We start from the raw sequence: 24,264 nt of genomic DNA on the forward strand, positions 1-24,264 counted from the left end.
GGCCATGCCGCCGTTCCCCTCTCCCGCCTCACCGTCTCTCCGGGCCCGCGCCTCAGGCGGCCGCGAGCCTGGCCGCCTCCTCGGCGGCGCCGTCCATGGTCGTGATCTGCCGGATCGCCGGGTGACCGGCCCGCTCCAGGATCCGCCGCCCGGCGAGGGCGTTGTTGCCGTCGAGCCGCACCACGATGGGGCGGCCCAGGCCGCGCTCGCCCAGCAGGCCGAGCGCGGAGACGATGCCGTCGGCGACCGCGTCGCAGGCGGTGATGCCGCCGAAGACGTTGACGAGGACGGAGCGGACGTCCGGGTCGGACAGCACGATCTCCAGGCTGTCGGCCATCACCCTGGCCGAGGCGCCGCCGCCGATGTCCAGGAAGTTGGCCGGGCGGATCCCGCCGAAGCGCTCCCCCGCCAGGGCGACCACGTCCAGGGTGCTCATCACCAGCCCGGCGCCGTTGCCGACGACGCCCACCTGGCCGTCGAGCTTGACGTAGTTCAGGCGCCTGGCGCGCGCACGCGCCTCCAGGCTCTCCTCCCGCGACGTGCCCGCGAATGCCGAGCGGTCGTGACGGAAGGCCGCGTTGCCGTCCAGGGTGATCTTGCCGTCCAGCGCGACGATGTCGCCGCCGGCGGTCCAGGCGAGCGGGTTCACCTCCACCAGGACGGCGTCCTCCGCCGCCACGACCCGCCACAGGTCCACCAGCACCCCGGCGATCGCGTCCCGGACGTCGGCGGCGAACCCCGCCCGCGCCAGCAGTTCCCGCGCGGCCTCCTCGCCGACGCCCACCCGCGGATCGACCGGCATGCGGGCCAGCGCCTGCGGCCGGACGGCGGCGACCTCCTCGATGTCCATGCCGCCCTCGGTGGAGGCCATGGCGAGGAACCGGCGTTCGGCCCGGTCGACGAGATAGGCCACGTAGTACTCCTCCACGGCGACCGTGGCGGCCTCCACGAGCACGGTCTCGGCGATGTGCCCCTTGATGTCCATGCCGAGGATCCCCCTCGCCGCATCCTCGGCGGTGGCCGGACCGGGCGCGGGCCGCACTCCTCCGGCCTTGCCCCGGCCCCCGGTCTTCACCTGCGCCTTGACCACCACCGGCACGCCCAGCCCGGCCGCGATGCGGCGCGCGTCCTGCGGGGTCGCCGCCAGCCCTCCGGCGGGGACGGGAATCCCGTGCCGCGCGAAGAGCTCCTTCGCCTGGTGTTCGAACAGGTCCACGCATCCCTCCCGTCTCAGCTCTTGTAGACGGTATACAGTATGCAAATGAACCCGTCCAGACCTCGACAGAAGGATGGCACGGGGATATTCCATACTGTATGGAGAACACAGAGCTTGTCCGTGAGGAGCTCGTCCGCGACTGGCGGGGGCGCGACTATCTCGTCAGCCGGTCACCGCACGACCTGACCGGCCGATCCCGGTCCTGGATGTTCTGGCTGCCGTGGGCGGCGATGGCCGCCATCGGCCCCCTGCAGTACGGCTACGCGGCCGCCGTGCCCGCCCTGCTGGAGTCCGGCCGGTCCGTCGCCTCGGTCCTGGCGCCGCTGGCCGTCTGGATCGCCTGCCAGGCCGCCGTCGCGCTCCCCGCCGCGCTCCTGCTGCGCCGCGGCACGCTCGGGGTCCGCCTGGCGCTGGGAACCGGCGCGGCGCTCAGCGGCGCGGCGCTGCTCACCGTGGCCCTGGCCGATGACGTCGCGACGCTCGTCGTCGGCTACGCGCTGCTGGGCGGGGTGGGCGCGGGCCTGGTGTACGGCGCCTGCACCGAGGCCGTCGCCCGCTGGCATCCCGAACGCCCGGCCGCGCGCGTCGGTTTCACCACCGGCGCGTTCGCCTACGGCACGGCCCCGCTCGCGGTGGCCGTCGGGCTGGACGGAGACCTGCTCGCGCCGGCCTTCACGGTGGCGGCGCTCATCGCGTGGGCGGTCGTGGGCACGGCCGCCGCGCTCGTCAGCCTCCCGCCCAGACACTGGTGGCCCGGCCACATCGACCCCCGGGCATGGGCCCGCGACCGCCTCTCCCTCCGCAGGAACCGCCGGGCGCTACGGGAGTTCTCCGTGGGCCAGGCGCTGCGGACGGGCGCCTTCCCCGTCCTGGTGCCGATCCTGGTCTGCGCGGGGGCGGTCTCGGTCTTCGACGTGGTCGCCCTGGCGACCGCCGGCACGGCTCCGGCCTGGGCCGCCGTCGCCCTGCTCCTGGCGCTCAACGGCGCCGGGCGCGCCTGCGCGATGCTCGCCGCCGAGGCCGCGGGACGCGAGCGGGTCCTCGCCGCGCTCCTCGCGCTGCTCGCCGCCGGGCAGCTGCTGCTGGCCGCCGGGACGGCGGCGGGGTCGGCGGCCATGGTGCTGGCGGCGGCGGTCCCGGCCGGCCTGGGCGGCGGCGCGTTCTACCCGCTCGTCGCCAGCCTGGCCCGGGAGTATTTCGGCGAGGAGCAGCTCTCCTCCATCCACGGCGCCGTCTACAGCGCCAAGGCGCTGGCCGGGCTGCTCGGCGCCGGCCTCGCGGCCCTGGCCCTGACCTCGCCGGGGCACGTGACGGCTTTCCTGCTCGCCGCCGTACCGGCGGGAATCGCCGCGATCACGGCCACCGCCCTGCGCCGGCCCGGCTGGCCCGCCACGCTCCCGCGCTGAACACGCTCCGGCGCCGGCCGCGCCCGGGGGAAGCCGGGCGAGCGCCGCCTCCCGCGGCCTCCGCCCGGCCGGCACCGTGCCCGTGCGCGGCGTCGCCGCTCAGCCCTCGCCGTCCGTCCTGGACAGGTAGAGGGACATGCGGGTGCCGCTCGGGCTCACATCGGCGTCCAGGGTCTGGTCGTCGAGGGCGGCCGCGGCGTCGGGGTCCACGAAGACCCGGACGTCCTCCTTCTTGATCACCTGATCTCCGGCGTGCGGCACGCTCGTCAGGGACAGTTCGAGGGTGGACTCGTCGCCGGGTTTGGGCGTGATGCGAAGCCCGGCCTCCTTGGGCAGGTTCTCCCCCACCATGAGGTCGCGTATCGCCTCCACGGCTTTCTCGGTCAGCGTCAGCACGACATGCTCCTACGGGCGATGAGATATGGACGGGATGTGGACGTTGGCCGTCCCTGCCGACAGGGGTCGTGAGCCGTCCTGGCGGTTCCCCGTTTGATTAGCTGATCGACATATCACCTGAAATCGGCTGTCCGTATTCACCTCCCCCGGGAAAAACGGCTCAAACCCCGCAGTGATCGCGGCGGCGGGGGCCGGATCCCACGGCCCTTCACTCCCGCCCCGCCCGCCTCATGGGCGATGATGTGATCAGGCTCACCACGGTGAATGCGCTGTTCGCTGTATACTGTAGGCAGTCGACGACAAACAACAGTGGAACCGTCCGCAGGCGGCGGTCGTGTCGTCCCGTCCGGGAGCAGAACACCATGGTGCGGTCGGAACTAGCGAACTCGGGGGCGGCACCCAAGATCCCGCGCCCGGCCACCCTCCGCGAGAGCGTCTTCGAGGCGATCCTCGAGCTCATCATCCGCGGGAGCCTCAGCCCCGGTCAGCACCTGGCCGAGAGCGAGCTCGCCGAGATGCTGGGGGTGTCCCGCCAGCCCGTCCGCGAGGCCCTGCAGATGCTCAGCGGCGAGGGCTGGGTGGATCTGCGTCCCGGGCACGGCGCGTTCGTCCACGCCCCCACCGTCGAGGAGGCGGACCAGCTGCTCGCCGTCCGCACGCTGCTGGAGACCGAGTCCGCCCGGCTGGCGGCGGCGAACGCGACGCCGGACGGCGTGGCGCGGCTGCGCGAGGTCTGCGCCCGGGGCCTGGCCGCCGTCCAGGCCGACGACGTCGAGAGCGCGGTGGCGGCCAACTCGGAGCTCCACGCGCTGGTCACCGAGCTGTCGGGCAACCGGGTCCTGTCCGAGCTGGCCTCCCAGGTCTCCCGCCGGGTGCGGTGGTACCACACGCCCGTGGCGCGCCAGCGCGGTCACGCCTCCTGGGAGGAGCACACCCGGCTCATCGACGCCATCGAGGCGGGCGACCAGGGCCGCGCCGAGCAGATCATGCGCGAGCACACCGAGCACACCCGCCGGTCCTACCTGGAGCAGCGGGCCGAGGCCCCGGCCGAGCCCGCCCCCATGCCCCAGCGCCGCAGGCGGCCGCGCTCGCTCAGCGCCAGTTGACGGGCGGTTCACCGGCGGAAGGTTTCCCCGTGACACCTCGGGCAGAGACCCGGCAGCAGATGGGATGGTGATGACGATGAAGGCGCTCCTGGACCGGCTCCGCTTTCTCACCAGTAGACCCGCGGGCGCCCCCGCGGACGGCCGGATGATCGGCATCGGCCTCGCCACGGCCCTGCGCCGGTACGGCTCGGCCGACGATGCCGAACGCCACCTGCGCCGCTGGGCCGCCGAGCCGCGGACCGACGCCCCACGCCACCGTTCCCTCTGACGGAACCGTTCGCCACGGACTCCACCGCCGTTCCCGGTGACGGAACCGTTCCCGCCGCGGAATCCGCCGCCGTTCCCGGTGACGGAACGCCAGGCGGACGGGCCCGCCCCGGTGGAGCGGCGACCCGCCCGCGCGGCGTGATCCGTGCCCGTCAGCCGTCCGCGTGCGTCCCGGCCCGATCCCCCGCCGGACCGGCCACGCCCCCGTCCTCCGGGCCGGCCCCGTTCCGGCCGTCCGGATCCTCGCCCGCCCCGGCCCGGGCCTCGCGCCCGCGGTCGCCGCGCGACTTCAGCAGGCTGAGCACGGTGGTGACCGCCAGGGTGCCGACGATGACCCCGAGGGAGACCGTGATGGGGATCTCCGGGGCCCAGGCGACGCCGTCGTGGTGCAGGGCCTCCAGGACGAGCTTCACGCCGATGAAGGCGAGGACCACCGCCAGGCCCTTGCTCAGATAGACCAGCCGGTCCAGCAGCCCTCCGATGAGGAAGAACAGCTGCCGCAGCCCCATCAGCGCGAAGGCGTTGGCGGTGAACACCAGGTAGGGCTCCTTGGTCAGCCCGAAGATGGCCGGGATCGAGTCCAGGGCGAACAGCAGGTCGGTGGTCCCGATCGCCACCATCACGATCAGCATCGGGGTGACGACCATGCGGCCGCCGATCCGTGTGACGAGCGACGCCCCCCGGTAGGTCCCGGTCGTGGGCAGGACCCGCCTGACCGTGCGCAGCGCCAGGTTCTCGGAGAACTCCGCCTCTTCCTCCTCGTGGCCGATCAGCTTCCACGCCGTGTAGACGAGGAAGGCCCCGAAGACGTAGAAGAGCCAGTCGAAGCGGGTCACCGCCTCGGCGCCCGCGGCGATGAAGATCCCGCGCATGCCGAGCGCCATGACGATCCCGACCAGCAGCACCTTCTGCCGGTACTGCCGGGGCACCGCGAAGCGGCTCATGATCAGCAGGAACACGAAGAGGTTGTCGACGCTGAGGGAGTACTCGGTGATCCAGCCCGCGAAGAACTCGCCGCCGCGGGCCGGCCCGGCGGCCAGCAGCAGTCCCGCGCCGAACGCCCCGGCCAGCAGCACGTAGAAGCTCACCCATCCCACGCACTCGCGGAAGGACGGCTCGCGGGGGTTGCGCGCGACGAGATAGAAGTCGACGGCGAGCACGAGCGCGAAGCCGGCGATCGTGGCCAGCCAGACCCAGCCGGGGACGTTCATCGCCGCGCCCCCTTCCGTGTCCTGCGGCGCCCGGCGGCCGAGCGCAGCACCTCCGCGTGCGCGACGTAGCGGTCGAGCAGTTCGCGCGCGTACGGGTTGTGCCCGCGCAGGCGCAGCAGCCAGTACGGCATCAGCCGCTCGTGCAGCCAGACGAAGCCGATCGCGAAGCCGAGGCTCACCATGGCCTGGTAGCCCAGGAACCCCGCCACCCCGCCGGCCAGGACGACCTCCCCGGTCAGGGTCAGGCCCGCCGCGGTCTCCTGGGCCAGACGGGCCAGGGGGAAGCCCGCCAGCCAGTAGAGACCGGCCGGGGCGAACACGCCCAGCCTGATCACGCCCTGGCCGGTCAGCAGGCCGTACCCCGCCCCGAGGATCCCCAGGGGAAGGGCCAGCGCCAGGGCGGAGACCGCGGCCCAGCCGACGGGCCGACCCGCGAGGAGGGTCAGCCCGCCGGCCATGAGGCCCGCGACAGCTCCGATCACCGCTCCGGGAAGAGCGAGTTCAGCGTGGTGTCGCATCGGCCCGTCCTCAGCCCACGACCACGCCGAAGGCGAACAGGCTGTAGAAGAGCATGCCGAGGTAGAAGAAGGCGCCGAACCCGATGATCAGGTTGGTCCACCACCTGGGCCTGATGGGCTTGGGCAACATCCGGTTGTTCACCAGCAGCAGCGTCACGCAGTAGGCGCCCATCGCGAAGGTCGACAGGAAGGCCAGCGTGTCCAGGATGCCGCTGGGGCCGTCGGCGGGGCCGAACAGCAGGATGAGGATGCCGAATATGATCACGCCCCAGAGGAAGCCCGCGTACAGGTGCGAGAGCTTGACCTTCTTGGCCCCCGGGACGAAGTTGTGGGTCATGTCGGCCTGGCCCCGGGAGAAGGAGTCGAACAGGCCGAGCGTGGCGTTGAGGCCGATGAGCGCGATGAACCCGAGGAAGATCGTGCCGAGCACCGAGCTGCCCGCCGAGGAGACGGAGTCGGCCATGGCGCTGAGCGCGACCTCGCGGTCGTCTCCCTGGACGGCGGTGCGGACGGCGGGGTCCTGCCGGACCGCGGCCTGTGCGATCACCGTGAAGGAGATCGTCACCAGCATGGTGATGCCCCAGAACAGCAGCAGCGCGTCGAAGGTGACCCACCGCCGCCACCCCCGCCACTTGGCCATCTCCCGGGGGTCGTCGGTGTCGAACATGAAGCCCCGCGAGGGCATGGCCTCTTCCTCGCCGGCGTGCCGCAGCCCGCGGATGGTCGGGATGTGGGCGCCCATGCCGGCCCCCGAGTCGCGCAGGTGCAGGGTGTACCACATCTGCTGCATGCCCGAGGGGCCGGCGAAGGCGCACGCTCCGACGATGACCGGGAACCAGGCCGCCGTCATGGCCTCCTGCGGGAAGTACCCGAAGTGGAACATGCCGGTGATCGTGCTGACCACGTCGTCCCAGGTGCCGACCATGGCCGCGACGACGGCCGTGCCCAGCACGAGCGTGCCGATCAGGATCGACAGCACGTTCTCCAGCAGGTTGTAGATCACCTTCGCCAGGCTGAAGACGACGCCCACGAGGATCAGGCCGATGACGGCCGTCACCATCCACGGGATGCCGGTGATCTGCTCGAAGGCCGCGGCTCCCGCCGACAGGTGCCCCGGCCAGATGTAGACCAGGATCGCCACGACGAAGAAGAACCACATGAGCGGCTTGAAGACCCGCGCCGCGCCGGAGAAGATGCTCTCTCCCGTCGCCATCGCGTAGCGCGCCATCTCCAGCATCACCACCGCCTGCAGGGTGACGCCGATGAGGAAGAGCCACCGGATCTCCGGCCCGAACAGCAGGACCAGCCGGGGCCACATGTAGGACTCGCCCATGCCCACGCCGAGCGCGACGAGGAACACGGTGGGGCCGAGGATGTGCACCGACGGGGGCGCGTCGGGCAGCGTGCGGACGGGCATCGGCTCCAGCCCGCCCGCGCGCCATACTCGTTCTTCCTGGCCCGGCGCGGCGGAGACATGACCGGTCTCCGTTGTCGCCGGTGTTTTCGATGTGTCCACCTGCGGACCTCCTGGGGGGTTGGTTGATCCTGCCGGAGTGCCTGGGTTCGCCCCCTCGCTCACGGTGCGCGGGTCAGCCGCGCAGCAGTCCGGCCGCTCTGGCCCAGCGGTACTTCGCGCCGAGCACGGCCACCGGCTTCTCGGTCGTGTAGGGATAGGCGATCACGCCGTGGTCGAACAGGTGGTCGCAGGCGTCCTCGACCTCGGTGTCACCGGCCAGCGAGGCGACGACCGGCTTGTCGTTGCCCTTGGCCCGTTCCTCGGCGACCACCCGCGCGACCAGCTCGGCGAAGACCATCGGCGGCGTCACGATGGTGTGCCAGTAGCCCAGCACCAGCGCGTGGACCCGCGGGTCGGTCAGGCCGAGCCTGATGGTGTTCTCGTAGGTGCTCGGCGGCTCGCCGCCGGTGATGTCGACGGGGTTGCCGGCCGCGCCGAACGGCGGGATGTAGGCGCGGAAGGCCGCGTCGAGATCCGGCGGGATCTCCATGAGCGACAGCCCGTTGTCGACGCAGGCGTCGGAGAGCAGGACGCCCGAGCCGCCCGCGCCGGTGATGATGACGACGTTCTCCCCCTTGGGGGCGGGCATGAGCGGCAGGGAGCGGGCGTACTCCAGCATGTCGTTCAGGCCCGGCGCGCGGACCACCCCGGCCTGGCGCAGGATGTCGTCGTAGACCTTGTCGTCGCCGGCCAGCGCCCCGGTGTGCGAGCCGGCAGCCCGCGCGCCCATCGCGGTGCGCCCGGCCTTGAGCACGATCACCGGCTTGGCGCGGACCATCCGCCGGGCCGCCTCCACGAAGCCGCGCCCGTCCTTGAGGTCCTCCAGGTGCATGGCGACGCAGCGGGTGTTGTCGTCCTGCTCGAAGAAGGTGAGCAGGTCGTCCTCGTCGATGTCGGCCTTGTTGCCGACGCCCACGATCGCCGACACGCCCGTCCCGGTCGTCCTGCTGAACCCCAGGATGGCCATGCCGATGCCCCCGCTCTGCGAGGTCAGCGCCACTCCGCCCTTGACGTCGTACGGCGTGCAGAACGTCGCGCAGAGGTTCTCCGGCGTGTAGTAGTAGCCGTAGATGTTGGGCCCGAGAATCCGCACGCCGTGCCTGCGCGCGATCTCCACGATCTCCCGCTGGCCCTCGGCGTTGCCCGTCTCGGCGAACCCGGACGGGATCATGATGGCGCCCGCCACGCCCTTGAGGCCCGCCTGCTCCAGGGCCGCGGGCACGAGCTTGGCCGGGATCGCGAAGACCGCCACGTCCACCTCGCCCGGCGCCTCGGCGATGCTCGGGTAGGCGGGCAGGCCCAGGATCTCCGGGGCCTTGGGGTTGATCGGGTAGATGTGGCCGCGGTAGCCGCCCTCGATCAGGTTGCGCATGACCGAATTGCCGATCTTCCCCGTCTCCCCCGAGGCGCCGATCACCGCGACGGACCTCGGCCGGAAGATCCGGCTCATGGATGCGAGGATCTCCTCGCGCGGCGGCCGTACCGGCTCGGGCTCGGGCCGCTCGGCGAGCAGCACGCGGACGTCGGCCGCCGTGGCCCCCGCGGCGGTGGCGAAGACGGGGTTGAGGTCCACCTCGGCGATCTCGGGGAAGTCGCCGACCAGCGCGCCGACCCGTTCGATCATGTCCGCGAGCGCCCTCCTGTCCGCCGGTTCGGCACCCCGGGCACCACGCAGCACTTCGGCCGCCCTGATGTCGTCCAGCATCCCCATGGCATCTTCACCCGGGAGCGGGGCGAGCCGGAAGGTCACATCCTTGATCACCTCGACCAGGACGCCGCCGAGCCCGAAGGCGACGACCTTGCCGAAGGTCGGGTCGGTGACCGCACCGATGATCACCTCGTGGCCGCCGCCCACCATGGCCTGGACCTGGACGCCGTCGATCACCGCGTCGGGGTTGTAGGCGCGCGCCGACGCCGTGATCTGCTCGTGACCCGCCCGCACCGCGTCCGCGTCGCCGAGCCCGACGAGCACGCCGCCCGCCTCCGTCTTGTGCAGGATGTCCGGGGAGACGATCTTCAGCACCACGGGGAAGCCGAGCTCCGCCGCGATGGAGACGGCCTCGTCCGCGGAGGCCGCCAGCCCCTCCCCGGGGGTCGTGATGCCGTACGCCTCGCAGACGCGGCGGCCTTCCGGCGCGGTCAGGGCGGTGCGGTTCTCCGCGCGCGCCTTGTCCAGCACCTCCCGCACGGCGGCCCGGTCGTACTGTACGGTGGCGCGGTCGTACGCCATCAGATCACTCCGTCCGTCTTCAGCTCGGCGAGCTCCCGGGGGGACAGGCCCAGACCGGTGTAGATCTCGGTGTTGTGCTCGCCCAGCAGGGGCGGGGTGGTGATCTCGACCGGGGAGTCCGACAGCTGCAGCGGGCTGCCGACCGTCACGAACGAGCCGCGCTCGGGGTGCCCGACCTCGACCACCATGCCCTCCTGCCGGAGGGTCTCGTCCCGGATCAGCTCCTCGGTCGACAGGATCGGGCCGCACGGGACGCCGGCGGCGTTGAGCCGGTCGAGGACCTCCCACTTGCCGTGGCGGCTGCTCCACTCCTCGATGAGCTGGAACATCTTGTCCAGCTTCGACAGCCGGGCCTGGGGGGTGGCCCACTCGGGGTCGTCGGCCAGCTCGGGGCGGCCGATGATCGCGGAGAGGGGCGCCCAGCCGACCGGCTGGACGATGACGTAGATGTAGTCGTTGGGACCGCCGGGGGCGCAGCGCACGGCCCAGCCGGGCTGCCCGCCGCCGGAGGCGTTCCCCGAGCGCGGGACCTCCGTGCCGAAAGTCTTGTTGGGGTACTCCGTCAGCGGGCCGTGCGCGAGCCGCTGCTGGTCGCGGAGCTTGACCCGGCACAGGTTGAGCACGGCGTGCTGCATGGCCACCTGCACCCGCTGCCCGCGGCCGGTCCGCTCCCGCTGGTAGAGCGCCGCGAGGATGGCGGCCACGGCGTGCACCCCGGTGCCCGAGTCGCCGATCTGCGCGCCGGTGGCCAGCGGCGGGCCGTCCTCGAAACCGGTGGTGCTCATCGACCCGCCCATCGCCTGGGCGATCACCTCGTAGGCCTTGAACTTGGCGTAGCGGCCCGGGCCGAAGCCCTTGATCGAGGCGTAGACCAGCCGGGGGTTGAGCTCCTGGAGCCGCTCCCAGGTGAAGCCCATCCGGTCGACGGCGCCGGGCCCGAAGTTCTCCACCATGACGTCGGACCCGCGCACCAGGTCGGCGAAGATCTCCTTGCCGCGCTCGCTCTTCATGTTGAGCGTGATGCTGCGCTTGTTGCAGTTCAGCATCGTGAAGTAGAGGCTGTCGACGCCGGGGACGTCGCGCAGCTGCCCGCGCGTGACGTCGCCCGAGGGCGCCTCCAGCTTGACCACGTCCGCGCCCAGCCAGGCCAGCAGCTGGGTGCAGGACGGCCCGGACTGCACATGGGTCATGTCGAGGACGCGGATGCCGTCCAGAGCCTTGCCACCGGATCCGCCCGTGTCCACGGGCCGTTCAGCGCTCCTGCTCATCGGTCGCCCCTCACTTGTACATGGTCTGGTTCATGGTTCCGGGGGCGTATACCTCCGGATCGACCCATACGTTGATCAGCGCGGGCTTGCCCGACTCGCGGGCCCGCTCCAGGGCGGGACGGATGTCGGCGGGGTCCCTGACCTCCTCGCCGTGGCCGCCCAGCATCCGGGCGAACTCGTCGTATCTGACGTCGCCGAGGGTGTTGCCGATCCGGGCGCGCTCCTGGCCGTACTTGGCGGCCTGGCCGTAGCGGATCTGGTTCATCGAGGAGTTGTTGCCGATGACCCCGATGAACGGCAGGCCGAAGCGGACCATGGTCTCGAAGTCCCAGCCGGTGAGGCTGAAGGCGCCGTCGCCGAAGAGGCAGAGCACCTCCTTGTCCGGCCGGGCGTGCTTGGCCGCCATCGCGAAGGCGACGCCGACGCCGAGGGTGCCCAGCGGGCCGGGGTCCATCCAGTGGCCGGGCGACTTGGGCTGCACGACCTGGCCGGAGAAGGTGACGATGTCGCCGCCGTCGCCGATGTAGACGGAGTCCTCGGTGAGGAACTCGTTGATCTCGTGGACCAGCCGGTAGGGGTCGATCGGCCGGGCGCCGGACAGCTGCCGGGGCAGCCGCTTGTCGTAGGCCTGTCTCTCGACCGCGCGCAACTCCTCCAGCCACTCCTTGCGGCGGGCCGCCCCGTTGTCGGCGCGCCCGGAGGCGGCCTGCGCGGCGGCGGAGAGCACGAGCCCGGCGTCGCCGACGATGCCGAGGTCGATGTCGCGGTTCTTGCCGACGGTCCGGTAGTCGAGGTCGATCTGGACCACGGTCGCCGTGGGCGACAGCCGCCTGCCGTACCCCATGCGGAAGTCGAACGGGGTGCCGACGATGATGATCAGGTCGGCGTTGGTGAACGCGTAGCGCCGGGACAGCTGGAAGTGGTGGGGGTCGCCGGGCGGGAGCGTGCCGCGTCCGGAGCCGTTCATGTAGGCGGGGACGTTCAGCGCGCGGACGAAGTCGATCGCGTCGTCGGTGGCGCGGCAGGTCCACACCTGACTGCCCAGCAGGACGCACGGCTTCTCCGCGTGGACCAGCAGGTCGGCCAGGCGCTCGACCGCCTCCGGGTCGCCCGCCTGGCGGGTGGAGGCCCGGTAGCGGCCGGTCCGGGGGATGCGGGCCGAGGCCAGCGGGACCCTGGCGTCGAGCACGTCGCGCGGGATCTCCAGGAACGACGGGCCGGGCGCGCCGTGGTAGCACTCGCGGAAGGCCATCGACACGATGTCGGCCACCCGCTCGGTCGAGGGCACCGTCGCGGCGAACTTGGTGATCGGGGTCATCATGTCGACGTGCGGCAGGTCCTGCAGCGAGCCCATCTTGTGCTGGCTGAGGGCCCCTTGGCCGCCGATGAGCAGCATGGGGCTCTCCGCCCGGAAGGCGTTGGCCACGCCGGTGACCGCGTCGGTGGTCCCCGGCCCGGCCGTCACCACCGCGCAGCCCGGCTTTCCGGTGATCCGCGCGTAGCCGTCGGCGGCGTGCGCGGCGACCTGCTCGTGGCGGACGTCGACGACGTCGATGCCCTCGTCGACGCAGCCGTCGTAGATGTCGATGATGTGGCCGCCGCAGAGCGTGAAGATCACATCGATCCCCTCCGCTTTGAGCGCCTTGGCGACCAGGTGTCCACCGGAGATCGTTTCCGTCGCCGTGTCCGTCGGCTGGGTCATCCGTGCGATCCTCTCAGCGTGTTCTGCATACTGCATACCGTATGAGGGCAATGGTTACTCTGGAGATCGGGTGATGTCTAGACCCTTTGCCCGGCCGTCAGGACGGTCCAGCCGCCCGGGTCATCCGGATTGTCGGCACCCATCCCGGCCATGCGAGCCGCCCTCCCAGGAGAGGCCCCTCGGGGCGGCCGGCTCCGTGAGAGCGGACGGGGGATCACCGATGGCCCACCCGCCGCGAGCAGCCGGTTCACCGGCCGCGGCCAGGGCTTCAGCGGCGGCGATCTTCCGGTTGGCAGGGCTCGGCGGGACCATCGGCGGCTCCTTGACCGGCTTTTTTCCATACTGTATACCGAATGCATTGTCGACGCGAGAACGGAGCCCCCAGTGAAAGTCGCTGTTCTTGGCGCCGGCGCCATCGGCGCCTACGTCGGCGCGGCCCTCTGCCGGGCCGGGGTCGACGTGCATCTCATCGCCCGAGGCGAGCACCTCGCGGCGATGCGCGAGTCCGGCGTGCGCGTCCTGAGCCCCCGGGGCGACTTCACCGCCCATCCCCACGCCACCGGCGACCCGCGCGAGGTCGGCCCGGTGGACTACGTCTTCCTCGGCCTGAAGGCCACCTCCTACGCCGGCGCGGGTCCCATGATCGAGCCGCTGCTCCACGAGGCCACCGGCATCGTCGCCGCACAGAACGGCATCCCGTGGTGGTACTTCCACCGGCTCCCCGGCCCCTACCAGGGCTACTCCATCCAGAGCGTCGACCCCGAAGGGGCGGTCACCGCGGCCCTCCCGTTGGAGCGCGCGATCGGCTGCGTCGTCTACGCCGCCACCGAGATCGAGTCCCCCGGCGTCATCCGCCACCTGGAGGGCACCCGCTTCTCCGTCGGCGAGCCGGACGGCTCCCTGTCGCCCCGCTGCGCCGCCTTCAGCCGGGCCATGGTCTCCGGCGGCCTGAAGTGCCCGGTGGAGGCCGACCTGCGGCGCGACATCTGGATCAAGCTCATGGGCAACATCGCGTTCAACCCGATCAGCGCCCTGACCCGGGCCACGATGGCGGGGATCTGCCGCCACGGCGGGACGCGCGAGCTGGTCGTCACGATGATGCGCGAGACCGTCGAGGTGGCCCGCCGCGTCGGCTGCGACCCCGGAGTCTCCATCGAGCGACGGCTCTCGGGCGCCGAGCGTGCCGGGGAGCACAAGACCTCGACGCTCCAGGACCTGGAGCGGGGCAGGCCCATGGAGCTCGACGTGATCCTCGCGGCCGTCGTGGAGCTGGCCGACCTCACCGGCGCCGAGGTGCCGACCCTGCGGGCCATCCACGCGGTCGCCGACCTCCTGGCCGAGCAGGCCCGCCGGGACCTTGTCCCCGTGCGCTAGCGCGACATACTGTAGACGGTATACAGCATTCTCTGAAAGTTCCAGGAGATCCCTGAAAGGGGCGGGCATTGAAGAGGAAGCGCGCCGAACACTACGACCGGCTCACCCACCCCCTCGTCCGCGAGGACGGCGTGCTGCGCCGCGCGAGCTGGGAGGAGGCCCTCGACCTGGCCGCCGAAGGGTTCCGCAGGAACGTGGAGCGGCACGGGCCGGACGCCTTCGCCATGTTGTCCTGCGCCCGCTCCACCAACGAGATGAACTACGTGGCGCAGAAGTTCACCCGGGTGGTGGTCGGCACCAACAACGTCGACTCCTGCAACCGCACCTGCCACGCGCCGAGCGTGGCGGGGCTGTCGGCGGTCTTCGGCAGCGGCGGCGGCACCTCCTCCTACCAGGAGGTCGAGGACACCGACGTGATCGTGATGTGGGGCTCGGCGGCGCGCGACGCCCATCCGATCTTCTTCCAGCACGTGCTGAAGGGCATCAGGAAGGGCGCCCGGATGTTCGCCGTCGATCCCCGGCGCACGGGCACGGCCCGCTGGGCCGACCGCTGGCTGGGGCTGAACGTGGGCACCGACATCCCGCTCGCCCACGCGGTCGCCCGGGAGATCGTCCACGCCGGCCTGCACAACACCGCGTTCATCGAACGCGCCACCGAGGGCTTCGACGAGTTCGCCGCCTCGGTCGAGCCGTGGACCCTCCAGGCGGCCGAGCGGGTCACCGGGGTGCCCGCCGAGGCGATCCGGGAGCTCGCGCACGCCTACGCCCGCGCCGACCGCGCCCAGTTGTGCTGGACGCTCGGGATCACCGAGCACCACAACGCCACCGACAACGTGCGCGCGCTCATCAACCTGGCGCTGCTCACCGGCCACGTCGGCCGCTACGGCTCCGGCCTGTCCCCGCTGCGCGGGCAGAACAACGTGCAGGGCGGCGGCGACATGGGGGCCATCCCCAACCGGCTGCCCGGCTTCCAGGACATCCTCGACCCGGACGTCCGGGCCAAGTTCGAGCAGGCGTGGCAGATCCCCATCCGGCCGCGGTACGGCTTCAACCTCACCGAGATGCTGGAGGCGATGGGCGAGGGCGAGGTCACCGCCTGCTACATCGTCGGCGAGAACCCGGTGCAGTCCGAGGCCGACTCCCTGAGCTGCGTCAAGCGGCTGGGCATGCTCGACCACCTGGTCGTCCAGGACATCTTCCTCACCAAGACCGCCCAGATGGCCGACGTCGTGCTGCCCGCCGGCGCGGCCTGGTGCGAGAGCGAGGGCACCTTCACCAACAGCGAGCGCCGGGTGCAGCGGGTGCGCAAGGCGCTCGAACCGCCGGGCGAGGCCCGTGACGACATCTGGATCCTCTGCGAGCTCGCCCGCCGGCTCGGCCACGACTGGCACTACGACGGCGCCGAGGAGGTCTGGGACGAGCTGCGCCGGCTCTCCCCCGCGCACACCGGCATGACCTACCGCCGCCTGGAGGACCTGCAGGGCATCCAGTGGCCCTGCCCCTCGGAAGACTCCCTGGAGCCCCCCTTCCTGCACGGGCGGCTCTGGGAGACCGACCCCGCCCGGCGCGGCCGGCCGGCCCCGTTCGCGATCCTGCGGCACTCCCCGCCGGTGGACCTGCTCGACGACGACTACCCGCTCCGCCTCACCACCGGCCGCCGCCTCGACTCCTACAACACCGGCGTGCAGTCGTCCGGGTTCGCCTCCCCGCTGCGCCGCGGCGAGACCGTCGAGGTCTCCCCCGAGGACGCCGCGCGGCTCGGCGTGGTCCCGGGCGAGGAGGTCAGGATCACCTCCCGGCGGGGCTCGGTGGTCGCGCCGGTCTACGTCGACCCGGCCCTGCGCCCCGGGCTGGTCTTCATGACCATGCACTTCCCCGACGAGGTGGACACCAACTCCCTCACCATCGAGGCCACCTGCCCGATCGCGGGCACCGCCGAGTTCAAGGCGGCCGCCGTCCGGATCGACAAGCTCGTCCCCGCGAAGGCCGGGTGAGGAGGGCATGGATCTCCGCTTCCGCGACGCCGAGCCGTCGGCCGAGGAGCGCGCGGCGGTCGACGCCCTGCTCGGTCCGCCCCCGACGGGCTGGGAGGGCGGCCCCCGCACGGAGGAGGACCTCCGCTTCGCCGCGGGCGGCCACGCCGCCCGCGACCGCCGCGACCTCCTGCTCCCCGCGCTGCACGCCGTCAACGACCGGGTCGGGTGGATCAGCGAGGGCGCGCTCGACTACGTCTGCCGCCGGCTGACCGTGCCGCCCGCCGAGGCGTACGGCGTGGCGACGTTCTACTCGTTGTTCTCCCTGAAACCGCGTCCCGCCCGGGTCCTGCACGTCTGCACCGATCTGGCCTGCCAGGCGCGCGGCGCGGGGGCCGTACGGCGCACCGTGGAGGAGACGCTCGGCCCGCCCGGCATGTCCTGGCAGCCCAGCCCGTGCCTGGGCCTGTGCGAGCGGGCCCCGGCCGCGCTCGCCCTGGAGGCGGGCGATCCGCCGAAGACGGCCGTGCACGGCCCGCTGGCACCGGACCTCACCGAACGGGAGGAGCCGCCGGCCGAGCACGCCGTGCCGCAGGCGGGTCAGGCCGGGCTGGTCCTGCTCCGGCGGGTGGGCGCGGTCGACCCGGCGAGCCTGGACGACTACCGCGCCCAGGGCGGCTACGCCGCGCTGCGGCACGCCTTCCGGCTGGGCCCGGCCGGGGTCATCCGCGAGGTGCTCGACTCGGGCCTGGTCGGCAGGGGCGGCGCGGCCTTCCCCACCGGACGCAAGTGGGAGGCCGCCGCCCGCCAGCCCGACCACCCCCACTACCTGGTCTGCAACGCCGACGAGAGCGAGCCGGGCACCTTCAAGGACCGCGTGATCATGGAGGGCGACCCGTACGCCCTGGTGGAGGCGATGACCATCGCGGCGTACGCCACCGGCTGCCGCACCGGTTACCTCTACATCCGCGGCGAGTACCCCCGGGCCGTGCGCCGCATGTCCCACGCCGTCGCCGTCGCCCGCTCGCGCGGCCTGCTCGGCGACGACATCCTGGGCCGGGGCTTCGCCTTCGACATCGAGATCCGGCGCGGCGCGGGCGCCTACATCTGCGGCGAGGAGACCGCGATCTTCAACTCGATCGAGGGCTACCGGGGCGAGCCGCGCAGCAAGCCGCCCTTCCCGGTGGAGAAGGGGCTCTTCGGCAAGCCGACGGTGGTCAACAACGTCGAGACGCTGGTCAACGTGCCCCCCATCCTGCTCGGCGGCGCCCCCGCCTACGCCGCGACCGGGGCCGGGGGTTCGACGGGCACCAAGCTCTTCTGCGTCTCCGGCGCCGTCGCCCGGCCGGGCGTCTACGAGGTGCCGTTCGGCGCCACCCTCCGGGAGCTGCTCGACCTGGCCGGGGGCGCGTCCGGGACGCTCCGGGCGGTGCTCCTGGGCGGCGCGGCGGGCTCCTTCGTCCGCCCCGACGAGCTCGACGTCCCGCTCACCTTCGAGGGCACCCGCGCGATCGGGGCGACGCTGGGCTCGGGCGTCGTGCTCGCGCTCGACGAGAGCGTCGATCTGGCCGGGATCCTGCTGCGCATCGCCGAGTTCTTCCGCGACGAGTCGTGCGGCCAGTGCGTGCCCTGCCGGGTGGGGACCGTACGCCAGGAGGAGGCCCTGCACCGGCTCAACCGGCGGCCCGCCCCGATCGACGCCGCGGCCGACCTCGCCCTGCTGCGGGAGGTGGGCCGGGCCATGCGCGACGCGTCCATCTGCGGGCTCGGCCAGACCGCGTGGAACGCGGTCGAGTCGGCCGTCGACCGGCTGGGCGTCTTCTCGTCCCCGTCCCCGTCCTCCTCCCGGGAGGCGTCGCCGTCATGACGGTTCCGGGAGAAGTCACCGCAGCGAGCCGTTCCGTGTCCCCCCGGCGCGGAGGCCGGGAACCCCACGCCGGAGGCAGCCGATGAGCACCGTCCCCCTGCAGCCGCCCCGGCGGCTGATCGAGATCACCGTCGACGGCGAGGAGGTCAGGGTGCCGGAGGGGGCGACCGTCCTGGACGCCTGCGCCGCCGCCGGCAAGGACGTCCCCACCCTCTGCTACGGCGACACCCTCACCCCGAAGAACGCCTGCCGGGTCTGCGTGGTGGAGGTCGAGGGCTCGCGGACGCTGGCTCCCGCCTGCTCGCGCAGGGCCGAGCCCGGCATGGCGGTGGGCACCGCCACCGAGCGGGCCCGGCACAGCCGCAAGGTGGTGCTGGAGCTGCTGGCCTCCTCGACGGACCTGTCCACCACGCCGCGCGCCGCCGAGTGGATCGCCGAGTACGGCGCGCGGCCCGAGAGGTTCGGCCCGGACGCCGCTTCGGTCGCCCAGCCGCCGAAGGTCGACAACGACCTCTACGTGCGCGACTACGCCAAGTGCATCCTGTGCTACAAGTGCGTCGACGCCTGCGGCGACCAGTGGCAGAACACCTTCGCCATCGCGGTCGCGGGCCGGGGGTTCGACGCGACGATCTCCACCGAGCACGACGCCCCGCTGACCGACTCGGCGTGCGTCTACTGCGGCAACTGCGTGGAGGTCTGCCCCACCGGGGCGCTGTCGTTCAAGACCGAGTTCGACATGCGCGCGGCGGGCGAGTGGGACGAGTCGCGCCAGAGCCGGACGACGACGATCTGCAGCTACTGCGGCGTCGGCTGCAATCTGACCCTGCACGTGCAGGACAACCGGATCGTCAAGGTCGGCTCGCCCCACGACAACCCCGTCACCCACGGCAACCTGTGCATCAAGGGCCGCTTCGGCTACCAGCACGTCCAGAACGTCCCGCGCGCCGAGCCGACCGTCCTGTCGTCCGCGGACCTGCTCGACCCCGCCGGGCCCGCCTGGGGCCCGAGCTCCGCGAGCTCCGCAGGCGGAGCGGCGCCGTCCGATGGGTAGGGTCACGGTCAGGCGCCGGGTCCTTCGGCTGCGGGACACCGCCGCCTCCGCCACGGCCGCCCGCGGGACGGCCGTCCGCAAGGTCGACGTCCTGGCCGCCGAGGAGCCGCTGGAGATCCGGCTCGGCGGCCGGCCCCTCACGGTCACCATGCGGACCCCGGGCGACGACTTCGACCTGGCGGCCGGGTTCCTGGTCGGCGAGGGCGTGATCTCCTCGGCCGAGGAGATCGTCGCGATCCGCTACTGCGCCGGGGCCGCCGAGGACGGCGCCAACACCTACAACGTCCTCGACGTCGCGCTCGCCCCCGGGACCGCGCCGCCCCCGGCGTCGCTGGAGCGCAACTTCTACACCACCTCCTCCTGCGGGGTCTGCGGGAAGGCGTCGCTCGACGCGGTCCGCACGGTCGCCCGGTGGCGGGTGGACGGCGATCCGGTGCGGGTGCCGGCGGAGGTCGTCTCGGCGCTGCCCGGCAGGCTCCGCGAGGCCCAGCGGGTCTTCGACCGGACCGGCGGCCTGCACGCCGCGGGCCTGTTCACCCCGGACGGGCGGCCCCTGTGCGTGCGCGAGGACGTGGGCCGCCACAACGCGGTGGACAAGCTGGTGGGCTGGGCGGTGCGCGACGGCCGGCTGCCGCTGGTCTCCAGCGTGCTCATGGTGTCGGGACGGGCCTCCTTCGAGCTGGTCCAGAAGGCGGTGATGGCCGGGATCCCGGTGCTCGCCGCGGTCTCCGCCCCCTCGTCGCTGGCCGTGGAGCTGGCCGCGGAGACGGGTCTCACGCTCGCCGGGTTCGTCCGGGACGGCTCGATGAACGTCTACACCGGAGAGGAACGGCTCAGCCTGGCATCCCCGTGAACGTCGCGCGGCCGGGCCGGGGACCGGGAGGAACCGGCCCCCGGGCGGGATCCCCGTCAACGAGGTGATCCGGGACCGGGAGGCGCCGACCGGCCGGGCGGGGATTCCGTGAACGTCCGTACGGGGCAGGCCACGGCGGAGGCCTCCCCGGGCGGCGGAGAGGGGCCGGGACGGCGATTCGCCCCCTGCCGGCCCGGCCCCTCATCGGGCCCGGCCCACCGTCCAGACCCCGCCGAGACCGGTCCGTCGCCTTCCGGCGAGACCGGCCCGCCGCCCGGACCGTCCTTCGTCGACGCGGCCCCGGTGAAGGCGACTCCACGTCGGGACTCCGCGGCTCCGGGGTTGCGGGACTCTCCTCCTGACCGTCGGGTCCTCCATTGGGCGATTTTGACAACGGTTTTCACTTGCACGCATACTGGGTGCATGATGTCCGACTCCTCCCGACGTATTCCCATGCGCGTCACCGGCCTGCTCGCCGGGGTCGCCGCTCTCGCCGCCGTCGCCGGCTGCGGCGCGGGCGCCGCCGACTCGGCCTCACCGGGCTCGCAGGGGGGCGGAGCCGGCCTCACCGCGGCCTTCTACCCGCTGGAGTGGCTGGCCCAGCGCGTGGGCGGATCCGACATCACCGTCACCGCCCTGACCAAGCCCGGCGTCGAGCCGCACGACCTGGAGCTGACGCCGCAGGCGGTGGCCGGGCTGGAGGAGACCCGCCTGGTCCTCTACATCAAGGGCGTGCAGCCCGCCGTGGACGAGGCCGTCGAGCAGCACGCCGCCGACCGCGGCTTCGACGTGGCCCCCCTGGTCCCGACCATCCAGGCGACCGAAGAAGAGCACGAGGAGGGCCACGAAGAGGGCCACGAGGAGGAGCACGGCCACGAGGTCTCCTACGACCCGCACCTCTGGCTCGACCCGAGCCGCTTCGCCACCGTCGCCACCGAGCTGGCCGAGAGGCTCGCCGCCGCCGACCCGGCCCACGCCCAGGGATACAAGGACCGCGCCGCGAAGACCGCCGCCGAGCTGACCGCCCTGGACGGCGAGCTGGCCGCGGGACTGGCGAACTGCCGCTCGAAGGCCCTGGTCACCAGCCACCAGGCCTTCGCCTATCTCGCCGACCGCTACAAGCTCCACCAGGTCGGAATCAGCGTGGATCCCGACGCCGAGCCCTCCCCGGCGCGCCTGGCCGAGGTGGCCGAAATCGCCAAACGCGAAAAAGTGACTACGATTTTCACCGAGACCCTGGTCAGCCCGAAGGTCGCCGAGGTCCTCGCCCAGGAGGTTGGGGCCAAGACGGCGGTTCTCGACCCGATCGAGAGCAAGCCCGCCACCGGCGACTACCTGTCGGCCATGCGCCAGAACCTCACGACACTCAAGGCAGCCCTGAGCTGCTCGTAAAGGCAGCGGCGTGACAGACACAGAAGAAGCGTTCACCATGCGCGGCGGCCGGGTCAGCCTGGACCGCCGCCCGGTGCTGCGCGGGATCGACCTGACCGTCCGCTCCGGCGAGGTGGTGGCCGTGCTCGGCGCGAACGGCTCGGGCAAGTCCACGCTCGTGCGCGCCCTGCTCGGCCTGGTGCCGCTGTCCGGGGGCTCCACCCTCCTGTACGGCACGCCGCCGCCGCGCTTCCGCCAGTGGTGGCGGATCGGCTACGTGCCCCAGCGCCTCTCGGTGGGCGGGGGCGTGCCCTCCACGATCCGCGAGGTCGTCGCCTCCGGGCGGATCGCCAGGCAGAGCCGGTTCCGCCTGACCGGCGCGGCCGACGCCGCCGCGACCACGCGCGCGCTGGAGGCGGTCGGCCTGGCCGACCGGGCCGGGGACCCGGTCCAGGCCCTGTCCGGCGGGCAGCAGCAGCGGGTCCTGATCGCCCGCGCCCTCGCCGGGGAGCCCGACACCTTCGTCATGGACGAGCCCACCGCCGGAGTCGACGCCGAGAGCCAGCAGCTCCTCGCCGACACCCTGGCCGGTCTCGTCGCCCAGGGCAGGACGGTCGTGCTGGTCGCCCACGAGCTCGGCCCGCTGGAGCCGCTGGTCACCCGGGCCGTGGTCCTGCGGGACGGCTGCGTCTGCCACGACGGCGCCCCGCCCAAGGCGGTCGGCGCGCACGCCCTGCCCGGCCACGACCACGTGCACCCGCACGCCCCGGAGAAGCCCGCGGGCACGCTCGACTGGAGACCCACCTCGTGATCGCCCCCGTCCCGGGCCGCCGCGCTCCCGCCCCCGTTCCCGCCCGCCCGGAGGCGACGTCGTGATCGACCTGCTCCAGTACGACTTCATGCAGCGGGCGCTGATCGCCGCGCTCCTCGTCGGGCTGGCCGCCCCGGCCATCGGCACCTTCATCGTGCAGCGCCGCCTGGCCCTGCTCGGCGACGGCATCGGGCACGTCGCGCTGACCGGCGTGGCGCTCGGCTTCCTCACCGGGACCGCCCCCGTGCTGACCGCCGTCGTGGTCTCGGTGCTCGGCGCCGTGGCCATCGAGCTGGTCCGCGAGCGCGGCAGGACCGGCGGGGACGTGGCGCTCGCGCTGCTGTTCTACGGCGGCATCGCCGGGGGCGTGCTGCTCATCTCGCTCGCCCCGGGCGGGAGCAACGCGACCCTCATGTCCTACCTGTTCGGCTCGATCAGCAGCGTGACCGTCCAGGACGTGTGGGTGATCGCCGTGCTCGCGGCCGCCGTGCTCGGCGTGGTGGTCGTCTTCGGGCGGGAGCTGTTCGTGCTCTGCCAGGACGAGGAGGTCGCCAAGGCCAGCGGCCTGCCGGTGCGCTTCCTCAGCCTGCTGATCGCCATCACCGCCGCGCTGACCGTGGTCATCGCCATGCGGGTGGTCGGGCTGCTGCTGGTCAGCGCCCTGATGGTGGTCCCGGTGGCGACCGGCCAGCAGCTCACCCGGGGGTTCCGCAGCACCATGCTCCTGGCCATGCTCTGCGGCATGGCCGCCACGGTGGGCGGGCTCACCTCGTCGTTCTACGTCGAGGTCCCGCCGGGCGCCCTCATCGTGCTCTTCGCGCTGGGAGGGTTCGTCCTGGCCCTCGGGCTCGGTAGATTCGTACGCCGAAGCCGACCTCAGGAGTCCAACTGATGAGCAGCAGACGCGATGCCGTCCACGAGATCCTCCGCCAGAGCGAGGGTTTCCGCAGCGCTCAGGACGTCTACGCCGAGATGCGCGCGGAGGGAGCCAAGATCGGGCTGACCACGGTCTACCGGGCGCTCCAGGCTCTGGCCGACAACGGGCATGTCGACGTGCTCCGCACCGATGACGGCGAGTCGGTCTACCGGGCGTGCGCCAGCGGCGACCACCATCACCACCTGGTCTGCCGCCGCTGCGGGCGGACCGTGGAGGTGGCCGGGCCCGCGGTCGAGCGCTGGGCCGAGACGGTCGGCACCGAGCACGGCTTCACCGAGATCACCCACACCGTCGAGGTGTTCGGCACCTGCTCGTCCTGCTCGGCCGCGGCGAAGGCCGGCTGAGACCGGCCGGGACCGACCTCCGGCACGGGGTGCGGCCGGCGCTCCCCGGGGCCGGCAGGATGACCGGACTCCGCGGGCGGTACGGCGATGTGCGGTCGCGGAGGGCCCCCGGACGGCTTCGGAGAGATACGCTTCCCAGACGGCGAGCCGCCGTACGGGCGCAACCCCCGCCACAACCGTAGCCAACTGGAGTCAACATGCCATTCGGACATGACATGGTGCACTCACTCGCCACCGCCGTCGACCTGGTCAACACCTCCCCCGCCACCGGGGGCGAGGACGGTCTGAGCGATCTGGGACAACTCGGCGAGTTCGTGGAACGGTGGGAGGTGAGCGGCGTCGATGACCTCGGCGCCGCCGACCTGAACCAGGTGCGCGCCCTGCGGGAGGCCTTCCACAAGGTCTTCACCGCCCCCGACCAGGCCACCGCCGTCATCCGGCTGAACACCCTGCTGAGCGGGACCCGCATCACCCCCCGCCTCACCGAGCACGACGGCCACCCGCTGCACGTGCACTACTTCGCCCCGGGCGCCGCCCTCAGCGAGCACCTCTCGGCGGACCTGGGCGTGGCCCTGGCGCACCTGCTCGTCGAGGGCGAGTGGGAGCGCCTGCGCACCTGTTCGGCGCCCGGCTGCGAGCGCGTCTTCGTCGACGAGTCCCGCAACCGCTCGCGGGTCTACTGCGACAGCCGGACCTGCGGCAACCGCATGCACGTCGCGGCCTACCGGGCCCGCCGCCGCGCCTGAGGCCGACCGCGCGCCGGGGCCGCGAAGGCCAAGAGCCCGCAGAGCCACGCGAAGAGGCCGGGAATACACGAAGAACCCGCCGGGCGGGCTCACCCGGCGGG

21 protein-coding genes are annotated in these 24,264 nt (G+C 72.6%); 13 read left to right on the plus strand and 8 right to left on the minus strand.

The features are described from left to right. Positions 1-52: 52 nt before the first annotated feature. Positions 53-1,216 (minus strand): ADP-forming succinate--CoA ligase subunit beta, encoded by a 1,164-nt coding sequence (gene sucC, locus Plo01_RS19385; RefSeq protein WP_203892050.1) that lies wholly within the window; start codon positions 1,214-1,216, stop codon positions 53-55. Positions 1,217-1,314: 98 nt separating this feature from the next. On the opposite strand from sucC, the gene Plo01_RS19390 reads away from it, so the two are divergent. Continuing rightward, positions 1,315-2,622, plus strand: coding sequence for an MFS transporter (locus Plo01_RS19390; protein WP_203892051.1), 1,308 nt, complete (start codon positions 1,315-1,317; stop codon positions 2,620-2,622). A 99-nt stretch (positions 2,623-2,721) separates the two neighbouring features. Here Plo01_RS19390 and Plo01_RS19395 read toward each other — a convergent pair whose 3' ends face one another. After that, entirely contained in the window at positions 2,722-3,018 is a 297-nt protein-coding gene (locus Plo01_RS19395; RefSeq protein WP_203892052.1) for a Fe-S cluster assembly protein HesB, read from the minus strand. Positions 3,019-3,380: 362 nt separating this feature from the next. On the opposite strand from Plo01_RS19395, the gene Plo01_RS19400 reads away from it, so the two are divergent. Beyond that, on the plus strand, positions 3,381-4,124 hold the full coding sequence (locus Plo01_RS19400; protein WP_203892053.1) for a GntR family transcriptional regulator: 744 nt from the start codon (positions 3,381-3,383) through the stop codon (positions 4,122-4,124). A 145-nt stretch (positions 4,125-4,269) separates the two neighbouring features. Further along, on the plus strand, positions 4,270-4,392 hold the full coding sequence (locus tag Plo01_RS41015) for a hypothetical protein (protein WP_275415403.1): 123 nt from the start codon (positions 4,270-4,272) through the stop codon (positions 4,390-4,392). Positions 4,393-4,543: 151 nt separating this feature from the next. Here Plo01_RS41015 and Plo01_RS19405 read toward each other — a convergent pair whose 3' ends face one another. From Plo01_RS19405 to Plo01_RS19430, 6 genes are all read right to left on the minus strand, one after another. Beyond that, entirely contained in the window at positions 4,544-5,602 is a 1,059-nt protein-coding gene (locus Plo01_RS19405) for a TerC family protein (RefSeq protein WP_203892054.1), read from the minus strand. Then, positions 5,599-6,120, minus strand: a complete 522-nt coding sequence (locus tag Plo01_RS19410; RefSeq protein WP_203892055.1) for a hypothetical protein — start codon at positions 6,118-6,120, stop codon at positions 5,599-5,601. The genes Plo01_RS19405 and Plo01_RS19410 overlap by 4 nt, the downstream gene beginning before the upstream one ends. 10 nt (positions 6,121-6,130) lie before the next feature. Continuing rightward, positions 6,131-7,636 (minus strand): Nramp family divalent metal transporter, encoded by a 1,506-nt coding sequence (locus Plo01_RS19415; RefSeq protein WP_239316664.1) that lies wholly within the window; start codon positions 7,634-7,636, stop codon positions 6,131-6,133. Between the two features lie 73 nt (positions 7,637-7,709). Further along, positions 7,710-9,866: an acetate--CoA ligase family protein gene (locus Plo01_RS19420; protein WP_203892057.1), complete on the minus strand. Its 2,157-nt coding sequence runs from the start codon at positions 9,864-9,866 to the stop codon at positions 7,710-7,712. Continuing rightward, the gene (gene frc / locus Plo01_RS19425) at positions 9,866-11,134 is read right to left on the minus strand and encodes a formyl-CoA transferase (RefSeq protein WP_203892058.1); all 1,269 of its coding nucleotides are present in this window, start codon (positions 11,132-11,134) and stop codon (positions 9,866-9,868) included. The genes Plo01_RS19420 and frc overlap by 1 nt, the downstream gene beginning before the upstream one ends. A gap of 10 nt (positions 11,135-11,144) precedes the next feature. Further along, the gene (locus Plo01_RS19430) at positions 11,145-12,836 is read right to left on the minus strand and encodes a thiamine pyrophosphate-binding protein (RefSeq protein WP_203892059.1); all 1,692 of its coding nucleotides are present in this window, start codon (positions 12,834-12,836) and stop codon (positions 11,145-11,147) included. 384 nt (positions 12,837-13,220) lie between these two features. Between Plo01_RS19430 and Plo01_RS19435 the strand changes: the two genes are divergently transcribed. The 10 genes from Plo01_RS19435 (at position 13,221) to Plo01_RS19480 (ending at position 24,163) form a co-directional block, all read left to right on the plus strand. Continuing rightward, complete coding sequence (locus Plo01_RS19435) at positions 13,221-14,210, plus strand: 2-dehydropantoate 2-reductase (RefSeq protein WP_203892060.1); 990 nt, start codon at positions 13,221-13,223, stop codon at positions 14,208-14,210. Between the two features lie 68 nt (positions 14,211-14,278). Then, positions 14,279-16,204 (plus strand): molybdopterin oxidoreductase family protein, encoded by a 1,926-nt coding sequence (locus tag Plo01_RS19440; RefSeq protein ID WP_203892061.1) that lies wholly within the window; start codon positions 14,279-14,281, stop codon positions 16,202-16,204. A gap of 7 nt (positions 16,205-16,211) precedes the next feature. Then, a complete protein-coding gene (locus tag Plo01_RS19445) occupies positions 16,212-18,050 on the plus strand; it encodes an NAD(P)H-dependent oxidoreductase subunit E (RefSeq protein ID WP_203892062.1) in 1,839 nt (612 codons plus the stop codon). Positions 18,051-18,132: 82 nt separating this feature from the next. Beyond that, the gene (locus Plo01_RS19450; RefSeq protein ID WP_203892063.1) at positions 18,133-19,101 is read left to right on the plus strand and encodes a 2Fe-2S iron-sulfur cluster-binding protein; all 969 of its coding nucleotides are present in this window, start codon (positions 18,133-18,135) and stop codon (positions 19,099-19,101) included. Continuing rightward, positions 19,094-19,954, plus strand: a complete 861-nt coding sequence (gene fdhD, locus Plo01_RS19455; RefSeq protein ID WP_203892064.1) for a formate dehydrogenase accessory sulfurtransferase FdhD — start codon at positions 19,094-19,096, stop codon at positions 19,952-19,954. The genes Plo01_RS19450 and fdhD overlap by 8 nt, the downstream gene beginning before the upstream one ends. A 453-nt stretch (positions 19,955-20,407) precedes the next feature. Further along, entirely contained in the window at positions 20,408-21,346 is a 939-nt protein-coding gene (locus Plo01_RS19460) for a metal ABC transporter substrate-binding protein (protein WP_239316666.1), read from the plus strand. A gap of 37 nt (positions 21,347-21,383) precedes the next feature. Beyond that, entirely contained in the window at positions 21,384-22,136 is a 753-nt protein-coding gene (locus Plo01_RS19465) for a metal ABC transporter ATP-binding protein (RefSeq protein ID WP_203892212.1), read from the plus strand. Positions 22,137-22,197: 61 nt separating this feature from the next. Then, positions 22,198-23,028 (plus strand): metal ABC transporter permease, encoded by an 831-nt coding sequence (locus tag Plo01_RS19470; RefSeq protein ID WP_203892065.1) that lies wholly within the window; start codon positions 22,198-22,200, stop codon positions 23,026-23,028. Then, positions 23,028-23,417, plus strand: coding sequence for a Fur family transcriptional regulator (locus tag Plo01_RS19475; protein ID WP_203892066.1), 390 nt, complete (start codon positions 23,028-23,030; stop codon positions 23,415-23,417). The genes Plo01_RS19470 and Plo01_RS19475 overlap by 1 nt, the downstream gene beginning before the upstream one ends. Positions 23,418-23,614: 197 nt before the next feature. Further along, on the plus strand, positions 23,615-24,163 hold the full coding sequence (locus Plo01_RS19480) for a CGNR zinc finger domain-containing protein (protein ID WP_203892067.1): 549 nt from the start codon (positions 23,615-23,617) through the stop codon (positions 24,161-24,163). Positions 24,164-24,264 lie beyond the last annotated feature (101 nt).

This window comes from Planobispora longispora (assembly GCF_016863135.1).
GTDB lineage: Bacteria > Actinomycetota > Actinomycetes > Streptosporangiales > Streptosporangiaceae > Planobispora > Planobispora longispora.

Excerpts from the sequence above, each read along its gene's own strand:
- Plo01_RS19400 (WP_203892053.1), top strand. The coding sequence starts at position 3,381 with ATGGTGCGGTCGGAACTAGCGAACTCGGGGGCGGCACCCAAGATCCCG.
- Plo01_RS19445 (WP_203892062.1), top strand. The coding sequence starts at position 16,212 with ATGGATCTCCGCTTCCGCGACGCCGAGCCGTCGGCCGAGGAGCGCGCG.
- Plo01_RS19420 (WP_203892057.1), bottom strand. The coding sequence starts at position 9,866 with ATGGCGTACGACCGCGCCACCGTACAGTACGACCGGGCCGCCGTGCGG.
- Plo01_RS19410 (WP_203892055.1), bottom strand. The coding sequence starts at position 6,120 with ATGCGACACCACGCTGAACTCGCTCTTCCCGGAGCGGTGATCGGAGCT.
- frc (WP_203892058.1), bottom strand. The coding sequence starts at position 11,134 with ATGAGCAGGAGCGCTGAACGGCCCGTGGACACGGGCGGATCCGGTGGC.
- Plo01_RS19480 (WP_203892067.1), top strand. The coding sequence starts at position 23,615 with ATGCCATTCGGACATGACATGGTGCACTCACTCGCCACCGCCGTCGAC.
- Plo01_RS19475 (WP_203892066.1), top strand. The coding sequence starts at position 23,028 with ATGAGCAGCAGACGCGATGCCGTCCACGAGATCCTCCGCCAGAGCGAG.
- Plo01_RS19430 (WP_203892059.1), bottom strand. The coding sequence starts at position 12,836 with ATGACCCAGCCGACGGACACGGCGACGGAAACGATCTCCGGTGGACAC.
- Plo01_RS19460 (WP_239316666.1), top strand. The coding sequence starts at position 20,408 with ATGCGCGTCACCGGCCTGCTCGCCGGGGTCGCCGCTCTCGCCGCCGTC.
- fdhD (WP_203892064.1), top strand. The coding sequence starts at position 19,094 with ATGGGTAGGGTCACGGTCAGGCGCCGGGTCCTTCGGCTGCGGGACACC.
- Plo01_RS41015 (WP_275415403.1), top strand. The coding sequence starts at position 4,270 with ATGATCGGCATCGGCCTCGCCACGGCCCTGCGCCGGTACGGCTCGGCC.
- Plo01_RS19450 (WP_203892063.1), top strand. The coding sequence starts at position 18,133 with ATGAGCACCGTCCCCCTGCAGCCGCCCCGGCGGCTGATCGAGATCACC.
- Plo01_RS19390 (WP_203892051.1), top strand. The coding sequence starts at position 1,315 with ATGGAGAACACAGAGCTTGTCCGTGAGGAGCTCGTCCGCGACTGGCGG.
- Plo01_RS19465 (WP_203892212.1), top strand. The coding sequence starts at position 21,384 with ATGCGCGGCGGCCGGGTCAGCCTGGACCGCCGCCCGGTGCTGCGCGGG.
- Plo01_RS19405 (WP_203892054.1), bottom strand. The coding sequence starts at position 5,602 with ATGAACGTCCCCGGCTGGGTCTGGCTGGCCACGATCGCCGGCTTCGCG.